Source organism: Treponema zioleckii, assembly GCF_014737315.1.
Lineage (GTDB): Bacteria > Spirochaetota > Spirochaetia > Treponematales > Treponemataceae > Treponema_D > Treponema_D zioleckii.
Genome location: NZ_JPUF01000089.1, coordinates 1 through 12,227, shown reverse-complemented (window position 1 = coordinate 12,227; position 12,227 = coordinate 1). Strand labels below are relative to the sequence as shown.

Below are 12,227 nucleotides of genomic sequence, written 5' to 3'. Positions count from 1 at the left end.
ATGTTCAAAGATATTTTTTGTCGTAAATCTGTCTTTTTTTTCTAGTAAGCAGTTGTAAAAATATCTTCGTAGTCAAGTTCGTAAAAATCGTGCACAACGAAAAACCGCATTTTGAACCTTTTGGTGCGCGGGCGAGCAGGTTTAATGCCACTGCGTTAAATTTGTTGCACGCGTTTTTAAAATACCCCAGTCCCAATTTTCTGTTTTTTTGATTTCTTTGTCCGACATTATGATTTTTATTCGTTTGAAAGCCGGATAAACAGTCGTGTTTGCAGGAACTAAAATGCTTATGTCATCGCGAAAATCGATAATCGTGTCTAACCGTTTGCAAAGTTCATAAGCGAAGCGGTTTTGGCCTGTAAGGGAAGGGGAATTTTTTTCAAACAAAAAATTCCCGTTTATTAAAATCTTTGCCTTTCTTTTTTTTGATTCTGTGTGAAAAAATTTTGCGAAATTCATTATAAAATATTTTAACAATTTTGCTTTTTTCGGCAAGTCATGCACTTAGAATCACTAGAAATTTGATAGACTAGAGTTTTCTTTCGGCATAAAATGAATGCATGACAGAGACTATTATTTCTTTTTTGTTCTTAGCTGGCGCTTTCGTTTTGCTTTTGATTGGCTTAATCGGAACTTTTTTGCCAGTTCTTCCAGGCCCGCCGATTGCATGGTGCGGTCTTTTGCTTGCGTATTTTTCAAAATTCGCTAACATTCCTTTTTGGGCACTCCTAGTGACTGCGGTTGTGATGGTTGCCGTTACGGTGGCCGATTACGTTTTTCCGTCGATGTTTACAAAAAAAACTGGTGGAAGCAAAGCGGCAGAGCGGGGAACTATAATCGGGACGATTATTGGTTTGTTCGTAGGTCCTTTGGGCGTAATTGCAGGCCCGTTCATCGGGGCTTACGTTGGAGAGCTGATTCACGATGACACGGACAACAAACATGCTCTTGAAGTGGCTTTTGGGGCGTTCAAAGGATTTATGCTCGGAACCGGAATTAAACTTTTGGTTGTTACTTGCTTTATTGCTTACTTAATTGTTGCAATTTTGCTTAATCCTTCAAAACCAGAAATTTTATCTGCAGTTGTATAGCAAATACATCCACAAAAAATTCAAAAAATTAAATGCGGCGTGGGCAAAAAATCCAGCCCAAATGCCGCAAGTTTTTTTTACGCAAATTCTTAACGCAGTTCCCCCGATTATTGCATTTGCGACTCCCAAAATACCTAAGTACAAATGTCCGAGCGCAAAAATTATCACGCATAAAATTTCTGTTGAAATGTCAAAAATCCTTTTTTTGAACGGTGAGTTAATTTTTGCAAGGAATTTTATTTCTTCTGGAAGATACAGTCTGTACAAAACTTCTTCATAAAATGCGGCACCAAACGTCCCAATTAAAAAATTCAAAATCTGCAAAAAGTTTTTTGGCGCAATTAACGTGAATTCTGTTGGATGAGTTTTTTTTAAAATCAAAAACGAAAGGGATTCAAGCACGGCTGCTGAGAGCAAGAGTGTTCCAAGGCATAAAAGTGACTTCCCAGCATCAATTGCTATTTTAAAAAAAGATATCTCTTTGTACGGTATGAACTTATCTTTGATTTGCAGGTAAAGCACAATTCCAAAAATGATTGTAACGAAAGTCTGCATAGGATAAATCATTTTTATGGTTGAGTTTATCGGATTCTGCATGAAAATTGGCGGAACGATAAAAAATAATATTATTAGAAAAAGTTCTATGGCATAAGTAATTTTTTTCATATAGAATAAAATATAGGAGGATGTGGCAAAAGTCCATAATCTAAATTGCCGCAATATTTAAAATGCCTTTAGGTCTGATAATTCTTGTAATTTGCATTTTTGTCGCTGCACGATTTTTAGTTGTTTATTACGATAAAATGAAATTCTTTTTTACTGGATTCGATAGAGGTTTTACCTTCGGTGAAGTTTCAACATTGTGGAAATTGGGAAAACTTTCTGATATTGATGAGCCAATGGCCTTATATTTTTCGGTAACGGCTCTTAACAGGGCAATTGCGAATTATGTTGGCGAAGTCCACCACGAAGGAATTGAAAACACGAAGCATGTGCAGGAATTCCTCTCAAAATTGTACAAATATCGTACAAAAGTTAATATTGAACATGAAAACAGCCGTGGAATCGAGTCTACAAGATATTTGGAGCAGGGACAGAAACTTAGGGTTTTGCTTCCTGGCAGTGGAGTTTTTGCTTCTGAAATTCTTAATAACGGTCATCATCTTATAATAAAGCTTCCGACTCAGAACAATCAGATTGTACTTTCGGGCGACAAATGGGTTCAAAAGCCAGTTAGCGTTTATCTTTGGCGAAAGGGCGATGCTGGCTATGTTTTTGACACGACGGTAGTTGATTCTGATGTTTATAACGGTCAGCTTGCACTTCATTTGATGCAGGCGACTGAGCTTTTGCGCACACAAAAACGAAAATCTGTGCGGGCTGAATGCAATATTTACGGTCAAATGTATTTTATTACCGATGAAAACGAAGATTTTAACGTTGTTGAAACGCAGCCTGGATATAAATGTCTTTTGGAAGATATTTCTGAAGACGGTGCGTTGATTCGCGTGGGCGGAAAAGGCGCTGAAGGAATCAAAATAAAAATCCAATTCAACATTGGTGAAAAATTGATTATAATGTTTGGAGTTGTGCGTGCAGTTGAGTACAATAAAGCTTCAAATCAGTCGAGATTGCATTTTGAAAGCGTTCATGTTGAAGAGTCAATGAAAAACGAAATCTTGAGTTTTGTTTACAATGTTCTTCCGCCTGAAAAACGCGAAATGCTCGAAGCACTTGAGCAAACTGAGGAAGACGAGGCTTTGGATGAAACAGCACCAAAACAAGAGCCTTCCATTGAGAATTTGTTTGAGGGAGACGAAGTTAAAACTACAGAGGATGCACTCTCGGCAAATTCAATTGAAGATTTGAATGATTTGTCGGCCCCCGAACTTGAGCGGTCTTACGAAAAAGATTTGCGTAATTTTGTTGAAAAATCTTAACAGCGTTCTCAAGTACAGATAGAAAAAAGGATGCAAAAATGATGGAAAAAGTTCGGAATTCTATTTTTAAGTTTTTTTTGTGCACAACCATATTCGCATTTTCTTCCAATTTTTTGTCTGCTCAAAACCAAAGTGCCAATATTCGTAAATTCATAAAAGGTAATATTTCTGACAAGACGGAAGCCGTAAAATCTGCCGGGACGGAAGATGGCGAATCTCTTTGCGAAATGGGACTTAATTTTGTGATTGAATCCTTTACGTCGCTAGGAGAAGATGCGGAGTTAAATGAACTTGCAGTCGCTTCAGTTTTGGCATTGCCACGTGCACCGTACACTGATGACAAAAAAAATGAGCAGGTTGCCGACAAACTTTTTTTGATTTTTAATTCATCTTCCGACGAATCTGTAAAAATTGCTGTTCTTAGCCGTTTGGAATATTATTCGTATGGTGATAATCTTACAAAGGCGGTCGGGCTAATAAATTCATTTCTTAAAAATGCGAGTCCGCTCGACAAAAACTTTAAGTCGATTATTGAGCCGGCGTTGGTAACTTTGTCAAAAATCGGAAACTTTGAGTCGCTTGCGATTATTTTTGATGCCTACGTGGAAAATCGGTGGGCGGATTTTACGCCACAAGTTGAAAATGCACTTTTAATCTTGTCGTCAAATTCAATCGAAAACACATTAAAAATTATTTACGGGTCTAATATCTCCAATATCTCTAAATATTTTGAACTCGTAAAAAATTCTGACAAAATTCTTAAGAATTTCCAGTCAGAAATTGCCGAAAACGTTCTCTTTAAGGTAAGTAACAATACAGAGAATTTGCCAGAAGATTTTGACAGCGTTGAAAATCTGCGTATTTCGGCACTGCAAGTTATTGCTGAGAATAAATGGGCCAGAGCGTCCGCTTCGGTTGCAGCAAATTTTAAACTTGCAAAGCAAAACTATGATCAGAAAAAACTTTCTGAATCACAATTTATAGCAGTAATTAAATATACCGCGGCATTGTCTTCGTCCGAAGTCGTACAAGCGTTGTCTGATTGTCTGGCAGATTTTAACAGGAGCACTGAAAAAAATAGCGTTCCTGCGGAGCCAGTTATGCTTGCTCTGATTTCTTCGTTAGGAGAGTTGGGCGATAAGACTGCTTTTGACAATCTGCTGTATGTTTCTTATCTGAATTATCCCACAGATGTTGTTGAAGCGTCTAAAAAAGCCCTTGCACTGTTAAAATGGTAGGGGAATTCCTTAAAAAATTAAAAAACTTACGTTTTAAAATTCCGACTTATTTTTTTAGTCCTGTATTTGTGGCGGCGATTATTTGTGCAGCCGTAATTTATTCGTTTGCCGCCAACGTGAACAGCACAAAAATGACTTTTCGTTGTCTCTTTTCCTCCGATGAAATTTCTACGATTTCTGGAAAAATAATTTCAAATCCTGTAAAAAGCTTTGCATTTAATGGCTCCTATCGAACGGAAATCGCTGTAAAACACGTTTTCACTTTGGATGGTTCTAAATCTACTGCCGACGGGAAAGTTACGCTTTATATTCCACAGGAGATTGTTGAGTCTAATTTTCCAGGAAAACTTTATTCAGCAGCCAGGCACAATGCAGGATTTATAATCGAAACAGGCGCAAATTTGAGTGTTGAGTGCTCGGCAAAAAAAATGAAAAATGGTGAATTGTGCTTTTTGGCGCAAAACGTAAAGGAATGGAATTTTGAAAACTCTTTTAGTGGACGTTTTGCACGTTTTAGGGCGTTATGCCGACTTAACTTTCGGCGAATAATGTTTGCGTGGGGAAAAGCCGGCGGTTTATTGCTGGCATTGCTTTCTTCGTCAAAAGAGTACACCGAGGCTACGATTTCTGACAGTTTTAAGAACGCAGGCCTTTCGCACATTCTTGCTCTTTCAGGAATGCACCTTTCACTTTTTGGCGGACTTGTATTATTGTTCGGAAAAAAAGTTGCCCGACGAAATATTGCGGACGCGATTCAAGTGCTGGCAATTTTATTTTTTGTTTGGTTTGCAGGTCTTTCACCGTCGCTTTTTAGGGCTTTGCTCGCGGCACTTATTTTGTATTTTAGCTCGCTTTTACGAATGCGCCGCCCTGACGGAATTTTTGTTCTATCTGCGTGTTTTTTGATTCATTGCGTTGTTTTTCCAGACCATGTAAAAACGGCAGCTTTTATGCTTTCTTATTCATCACTTTTGGGCATTCTCGTTCTTTCTGGAATTGTAAAACGGATTTTTTCAAGAGCATTTTTGCCGCATCTTTCCTCATCGCTTTCTGAAAGTCTGAGCGCACAAATTTTTACGGCACCTGTAACAATAAGTCTTTTTGCAAAACTGATGCCGATTGGAATAATTGCTTCGGTATTCGTCGCTCCTTTAATCACACTTTTTATTTATTTGGGGCTTTTTGGAATGCTTATTTGCTTTTTACTGCCTTTTCTTTCACCGTGTTTAAGTGTTATTATTAACGTAGTTTATGATTTGATAAAAAAATTGGTAATCTTTTTTGCAGGTTTTCCAGCCATACAATTTTAATTCAGATTACCGACATAGGAAATTTTATGATTCAACACCCAGACTATAATTCACCAATTGCGCTAAAAACTTTTCTTGATGAAAACGGCATGGCGATGCAAAAAAAATTCGGTCAGAATTTTCTTGTAAATCAAGATGCACGAAAAAAAATAATTGATTTTCTTGATGTTTCAGAAAACACGAGCGTTTGGGAAGTCGGTCCAGGCCTTGGCTCAATGACCGATGAAATTTTGCAGAGAGGCGCAAAACTCACTTGCTTTGAAATTGACCACGGTTTTGCTCGTTTTGTTCGGGAATTTTTTGAAGATTATTCCGAAAAGGGAAAATTCAATTTGGTCGAAGGCGATGTTTTAAAGACTTGGAAAAATTATTTTGACGAGCAGGGAGTACCGAACCGTTTTTTTGGAAATCTTCCATATAACGTTGCGGCAACAATTATTGCGGACACAATAAATGAAGGCGTTCGATTCGAAAAGGCTGTCGTTACGATTCAAAAAGAAGTTGCGCTCAGAATGGCGGCAAAGCCGGGTAGCGAAAATTATTCATCTTTCTCGGTTTTGTGTCAGTGGGCTTACGATTTAAAAACCGTAACCGACCTTGCCGGAGGAAATTTTTGGCCGGTTCCGAATGTCGCTTCTCGCGCAGTTTTAATGACTAAAAAAGAAGCATTTCCGTGCTGTAAAGAACCGTCGCTTTTTATGAAAATGATAAGACAGCTTTTTTCTTCAAGGAGAAAAACTGTGCGCAACAATCTGCTGCCGATGGCCGGCGGCGGCGAAAAAGTTGACGAAATTCTTTTGAAGGCCGGCATTGCGCCTACAGAAAGAGCAGAAAATCTCTCGGTAGAAAAATTACTTTTGCTTTCAGATGTGCTCAGTGAATTTTCAAAGTAACAGAAACAAGGTGTGAAAATGGAAAATCAACTTGAATTTGAATCGGTAAAAACCAATCTTGAACGAATTAAAAATCAGATTCTCGACTGCGAAAAGTCTTCGAATCGTCCGCTCGGTTCCGTAAAACTTGTTGCGGTTAGTAAATTTCATCCAGCGGAAAGCGTGCTTTTTGCAATGGATGCTGGGCAAAATTTGTTCGGTGAAAACCGTGTTCAGGAAGCGGCGAAAAAATTTGATTTTGTGCGGGAACAAGGCCGTTCGCCAGAACTTCATATTATTGGGCAGCTTCAGCGAAACAAAGTAAAAGAGGCTGTTCGGATTGCAAGCTGCATTGAATCGGTTGACAGGCTTGAGCTTTTACAAGAAATCGAAAAACAATGTGCTAAAATCGAAAAAACGATTCAGATTTTTTTTGAAATTCACACCGGTGAAGAATCCAAATCGGGTTTTGAAAGTGCAGAGTCACTTTACGAAGTTCTTAAAAAATGTGCCGCTGGTGAATTTCCGCACGTAAATCCGGCAGGTCTTATGACGATGGCTCCGAACACGGACGACAAAGAACTTATCCGAAAATCATTCTCAACTCTCAGAAATCTTCGTGACAAAATTCGCGTGGATTTTCCTTCGCTTTGCATAAACGAGCTTTCGATGGGAATGTCGGGGGATTTTCCGATTGCAATTGAGGAAGGTGCCACGATTGTCCGCGTAGGAACTGCGATTTTTGGTCAAAGGAATTACGACGCATGAAAAAACGCTGGCTTGTTGTTTTGCTTGTTTTTGTATTCTCTTCGATAACTTCTCTTTCTGCTTCAGAAGATGAAACAACGAGCTACGATGATATAAATTTTCCGCAGTGGTCAAAAGATTTACGCCGCACCGAGATAATAACACTCGGCTCTTTTCCGTTCGTCACGCTTTGGACTACTCTTGGCTATTCGCTCGCCGTTCTTGGAGAATTTCACAATCCGCTGGACAAAAGCACATCATCATTTTCGACCGACGACCAAAAAAGAATAATTGCTTATTCTGCAGGAATTTGCGTCGGGCTTGGACTTACGGATTTGGCAATTACGCTTATAAAACGCTCTTACAACAAACGAAAAATCAGAGAGCAGCGGCAAGTGATTACGATAAGCTCATTTTCGGAAAGAGAGAAAGAAAAAAATATTTGCCCCCGCCTGAACTTAGCGAGGAAGAAGAGTATAAACGAAATCTTGAAAAAATTAGTCCTGATGATTTTAAAGAATACATTTTTGGGGAGATAGAAAGTGCCATTTATTAATATTGAAGTGCCGCGCACTTTTGAGGGAACTTTGCGTCTTGATAAATATATTGCCTCCCTGCCAGATGGAATGAACCGCTCAAAACTAAAAACTGGCGTTACCGAGATTTTACTGAACGGCAAAAAAGTGAAGATTTCTGCAAAAGTCAAAGCTGGCGATAAAATCGACATTCAGTGGGAAGATAATATTCCGACTGATATTGTGCCAGAAAATATTCCGCTTGATATAATTTACGAAGATGAAAACGTTACCGTGGTCAACAAACGGCAGGGAATGGTGACTCACCCCGCATGTGGAAACTGGACAGGAACGTTGGTGAATGCACTTTTGTACCATTGGGGGCGGGACGCACTGCCTCAACAAAAGGAAGGAAGTGCAGCCGAATTGTTGGCTCAGAGACGCCCTGGAATCGTTCATCGGTTGGACAAAGACACGTCTGGAATTATCATCACTGCAAAAAATCGTGATGCGGAAGAATGGCTCCACGCACAGTTTTGCGACCACAAGCGGCTCACAAAAGAATATATTGCGATTTGCACCGGACGTCCTCCTGCTCGTGGCGGAAAAATCGAAACCCAGATTATCCGTGACCCGAAAGACCGCAAGTGTTTTAAGGCTGTTACCGGCACTGATGAAGGCAAATACGCCTGCACGATTTATGAGTGCATAGCCATGTACGGAAATTATTCTTTGATGCGGCTACGAATCAAAACCGGGCGAACTCACCAGATTCGAGTGCACATGAAGTTTATTGGCTGCCCGATACTCGGCGACCCGATTTACGGAGCAAAAACTGCTGGCACGATTTTTAGCGGAGCGTCGCTAATGCTCCATGCCTATCTTTTAAAAATCAAATTGCCTGAAAAAAAAGAATATTCGGTTTTTAAGTCAAAAGTTCCCGTGCGTTTTAAGAAAGTTCTAAAAACTTTGCATTCAAAATTCAAAAAAGAAGTGAAATAAATGAATGATTTGAAAATAATTCACGAACCGACAGGAAGAGAGCCTTTTATTGTAGTTGATAAGCCTGCGTCCTTACCGTCGGCTCCATTAAAAATTGATGATGACTCATTGCTCACCCGCATTTTAAATATTTTTCCAGAAGTAAAAAATGTTCGTGGCAAAAAAGAAATTGAGTACGGGCTTGTCCACAGAATCGACAACGAAACCCGCGGTCTTGTTTTGATTGCTTCTTCCCAGGATTTCTATGATTTTATAATCGAAAGTCAAAAAAACAATCTTTTTGAAAAAACTTACTCTGCAAAAATTCAGCGGGATTCTGAAAATCCTAAAAAACTTGGTGGTTTTCCAGAAAATCAGCCAAAAATCAACTTTTACGGCGAAAATATAGTTCGTAGCCGATTCAGACCGTTCGGCACAAAAAATTCTCAAGTCCGTCCAGTAACAGAAGAGTCGGGCAGGGCCGCCTTAAAAAAGTGCGGGGAAACCGTTTACACAACTTGCGTAAAGTTCATTGGCAGCGAGGAAGCTGAGTGCAGAATCACGAACGGGTATCGCCATCAAGTCCGCTGTCATTTGGCTTGGCTTGGCTGCCCGGTTTTTGGCGACAGGCTCTACAATTCAAATTTTAATGAAGGCGAGCGTCTTTTATTTGTGGCAAAGAAAATTAGTTTTCCTGATTTGTTTTCAAAAAAAACTTTTTCATTTGAACTGAACGATTTTTAATTTTCTTTAGGCAATATTGAAAAAAATCATTTTTTTATAAACTTTCGGCTTTGTTTTATCATTCTTTTTGCATGTTTTTATGATATAATTCATGTCATTATGATTGCTCCGCATATAAAAGAATTGATGAATAACAAAGGCTCTTCTGCAATACGAAGAATGTTCGAAGAAGGTATCGCGCTAAAAAAGCAATTTGGCGAGGATAATGTTTTTGATTTTAGTCTTGGAAATCCAGACCTTGACCCGCCAAAAGAGGTTTTGGAGGCTATAAAAGAAGTTTCCGAAGATATAAGCCACGGCGCGCACGGCTACATGCCGAATGCAGGTTATCCTGAGGTTCGCGAGTCGATGGCAAAGAAAGTTTCGCTTGAGCAAGGCGTTTCTGTCTCTGGAAAAAATATTGTTATGACCGTGGGAGCCGCAAGCGCACTGAATTGCGTTTTTAAGGCAATTCTTTCGCCGGGAGATGAAGTTCTCGTTCCTTCTCCTTTTTTTGCTGAATACAGGCATTATGTAAGAAATTACGGCGGGATTCTCGTTGAAATTCCTTCAAATGACGATTTTTCGATAAATCTTGAGCTTTTAAAATCAAAATTGAGTTCAAAAACTGCTGCAGTTTTAATAAATAATCCTAACAATCCGACAGGAAAAATTTATTCTGAGGATGATGTAAAGGCACTTTCAGAGATTTTAAAAGAGCATTCAAAAAAATCCGGTCGCACGCCGTATTTGATTTGTGATGAGCCATACAGGGCAATCACTTACGACGGCCAAAAAGTTGCGCCCGCGTTCCAATTCTACGAAAGCAGCGTCATAGTTACATCCTTCGCAAAAGATTTGAGTTTGCCAGGAGAAAGAATCGGCTATGTTGCGGTAAATCCAAAATGCAGCGACGCGGACGAGTTTTCTTCTGCTGTCACTTTCTCGCTCAGAATCTTAGGATGCGTAAATTCACCTGCATTCTTTCAGAAAGTCGTTGCAAAAAGCTGGAATGCAAAAGTTGACTATTCTTCATACGAAAAGCGAAGGAATCTTCTTATGAAGAATCTTGATAACGCTGGCATAAAATATTACAGACCGCAAGGGGCGTTTTATTTATTCTGCAAAGTGCCGGATTCTTGGAATGATGATGACGCGGCATTTTGTGACCATCTAAAAAAGCACTTGATTCTTGCGGCACCGGGCACGGGTTTTGGCGGAAAAGGGTGGTTCCGACTCGCATATTGCGTAAGCGAAAAAACGATTGTAAATTCAGAAAAGGCATTTATTGCTGCTATGAATGATAGAAGTTAGACATCAAAGGAGTTAGACATGAAAATATTGATGGTCAGTGCAGAGGTTGTTCCATTTGCAAAGACCGGAGGTCTTGCTGATGCAGTTTCTGCGCTTGCAGGAAATTTGAGTTTGCTTGGACATGACGTAAAAATCGTTATGCCTCGATACTATAAAATCGACCGCAGGAAACTCACGCCGCTCGAAGGTCCGCTTGGCGTTCCTGTCGGAATGGGGCAGGAGTGGACAAAAGTTTACAAAGCTCCTCTTCCAGGTTTTCCGAAGGTAGAAGTGTATTTTATTGACCACGAGCAGTGCTATGGACGCGACGGCGTTTACGGAACTCGCTCAGAGCCAGATTTTTATGACAATCCGTATCGATTCTCTTTGCTGGCGCACGGCGCTTTCCAGATTTGTAACAAACTCCAGTGGTTCCCGGACATCGTTCATGCCCATGACTGGTCAGCAGGACTTGTTCCGGTACTCTTAAAGCATGTTTGCCGCTCTCAGCCGCAGTTCAGGCACACGGCAAGCGTTTACACGATTCATAATTTGGGCTATCAGGGCGTGTACGGCAAAGAAAAGTTCAGCGATTTGGGAATCGACTGGAATCTTTACTACGGAGCAGGATTCGAGCGAAACGGGGCGATAAACTTCTTGCAGGCAGGTCTTACTTGCGCTGATATGATTACGACCGTTTCTCCGACCTACGCCCATGAAATTCAGACGATGGAAGGAGGATTCGGGCTTGACGGTCTTCTTCGCGTCAGAAGCGATGTTGTTCGTGGAATCGTGAACGGCGTTGACGTTGCAACATGGAATCCTTCAACTGACACTTTGATTCCCGCAACTTTTAATTCAAAAAACATGGCTGGCAAGGCGATTTGTAAGGAAGCACTACAAAAAGAATTCGGTCTTCCCGTAAATCCAAACGTTCCGATTATCGGAATGGTAGGCCGCCTCGTAAGCCAAAAAGGAATCGCAGAGGTTTTTGCGCCGACTTATGGCTCGATTTACCGCATGTGCGCAAGCATGGACTTGCAATTTGCGATTATCGGAACTGGCGAAAAATGGTGCGAAGATGAAATTAGAAATCTTGAGGCAAAACTCCCGAATCTTCGTGCAAAAATCGGATATTCTGAAAAACTCAGTCATCTTATTGAAGCAGGTTCAGATTTCTTTCTTATGCCATCGCAGTATGAGCCTTGCGGATTAAACCAGATGTATTCTGAATTGTACGGAACTCTGCCAATCGTTCGACGAACCGGCGGGCTTGCGGACACTGTTCAAAATTACAATGAACTTACAGGCGAGGGAACCGGCTTTATGTTTGACAGCCTGACACCTGGCGCAATTTACGATACCGTTGGTTGGGCGCTTTACGCTTACTACAACAAGAAGAATCACATAAGAGAAATGCAGACTCGCGCAATGAGTCAGGATTTTACTTGGGAAGCTTCTTGCAAGCAGTATGTTGATGTTTACAATGAGGCAATTTTTAGGGGTTGCCGATAAAT

13 protein-coding genes are annotated in these 12,227 nt (G+C 40.3%); 11 read left to right on the top strand and 2 right to left on the bottom strand.

What is annotated here, in order from left to right; all coding sequences use genetic code 11:
• Window positions 1-141: 141 nt before the first annotated feature.
• Window positions 142-387 (bottom strand): hypothetical protein, encoded by a 246-nt coding sequence (locus JI65_RS15705; protein WP_191018108.1) that lies wholly within the window; start codon window positions 385-387, stop codon window positions 142-144.
• A gap of 173 nt (window positions 388-560) precedes the next feature.
• On the opposite strand from JI65_RS15705, the gene JI65_RS15700 reads away from it, so the two are divergent.
• Window positions 561-1,091: a DUF456 domain-containing protein gene (locus JI65_RS15700; protein WP_191018107.1), complete on the top strand. Its 531-nt coding sequence runs from the start codon at window positions 561-563 to the stop codon at window positions 1,089-1,091.
• Here the strand turns inward: JI65_RS15700 and JI65_RS15695 are convergent.
• Entirely contained in the window at window positions 1,074-1,757 is a 684-nt protein-coding gene (locus JI65_RS15695) for a CPBP family intramembrane glutamic endopeptidase (protein ID WP_191018106.1), read from the bottom strand. The genes JI65_RS15700 and JI65_RS15695 overlap by 18 nt on opposite strands.
• Before the next feature lie 62 nt (window positions 1,758-1,819).
• On the opposite strand from JI65_RS15695, the gene JI65_RS15690 reads away from it, so the two are divergent.
• The 10 genes from JI65_RS15690 (at window position 1,820) to JI65_RS15645 (ending at window position 12,225) form a co-directional block, all read left to right on the top strand.
• Window positions 1,820-3,031 carry a flagellar brake protein gene (locus JI65_RS15690; protein WP_191018105.1) on the top strand — a complete coding sequence of 404 codons (1,212 nt, stop codon included), beginning with the start codon at window positions 1,820-1,822 and terminating at the stop codon, window positions 3,029-3,031.
• Between the two features lie 38 nt (window positions 3,032-3,069).
• A complete protein-coding gene (locus JI65_RS15685) occupies window positions 3,070-4,269 on the top strand; it encodes a hypothetical protein (RefSeq protein WP_191018104.1) in 1,200 nt (399 codons plus the stop codon).
• Window positions 4,263-5,579 (top strand): ComEC/Rec2 family competence protein, encoded by a 1,317-nt coding sequence (locus JI65_RS15680; protein WP_191018103.1) that lies wholly within the window; start codon window positions 4,263-4,265, stop codon window positions 5,577-5,579. The genes JI65_RS15685 and JI65_RS15680 overlap by 7 nt, the downstream gene beginning before the upstream one ends.
• A gap of 26 nt (window positions 5,580-5,605) precedes the next feature.
• A complete protein-coding gene (rsmA, locus tag JI65_RS15675) occupies window positions 5,606-6,472 on the top strand; it encodes a 16S rRNA (adenine(1518)-N(6)/adenine(1519)-N(6))-dimethyltransferase RsmA (protein ID WP_340138455.1) in 867 nt (288 codons plus the stop codon).
• Between the two features lie 18 nt (window positions 6,473-6,490).
• On the top strand, window positions 6,491-7,219 hold the full coding sequence (locus tag JI65_RS15670; protein ID WP_191018102.1) for a YggS family pyridoxal phosphate-dependent enzyme: 729 nt from the start codon (window positions 6,491-6,493) through the stop codon (window positions 7,217-7,219).
• A complete protein-coding gene (locus JI65_RS15665; RefSeq protein WP_191018101.1) occupies window positions 7,216-7,737 on the top strand; it encodes a hypothetical protein in 522 nt (173 codons plus the stop codon). Before JI65_RS15670 ends, JI65_RS15665 begins: the two co-directional genes overlap by 4 nt.
• 3 nt (window positions 7,738-7,740) lie before the next feature.
• Complete coding sequence (locus tag JI65_RS15660; protein ID WP_191018100.1) at window positions 7,741-8,715, top strand: RluA family pseudouridine synthase; 975 nt, start codon at window positions 7,741-7,743, stop codon at window positions 8,713-8,715.
• Complete coding sequence (locus JI65_RS15655; protein ID WP_191018099.1) at window positions 8,716-9,438, top strand: pseudouridine synthase; 723 nt, start codon at window positions 8,716-8,718, stop codon at window positions 9,436-9,438.
• Between the two features lie 99 nt (window positions 9,439-9,537).
• Window positions 9,538-10,731, top strand: a complete 1,194-nt coding sequence (locus JI65_RS15650; RefSeq protein WP_191018098.1) for a pyridoxal phosphate-dependent aminotransferase — start codon at window positions 9,538-9,540, stop codon at window positions 10,729-10,731.
• Window positions 10,732-10,749: 18 nt separating this feature from the next.
• Window positions 10,750-12,225, top strand: coding sequence for a glycogen synthase (locus tag JI65_RS15645; protein WP_191018097.1), 1,476 nt, complete (start codon window positions 10,750-10,752; stop codon window positions 12,223-12,225).
• Window positions 12,226-12,227: the final 2 nt, after the last annotated feature.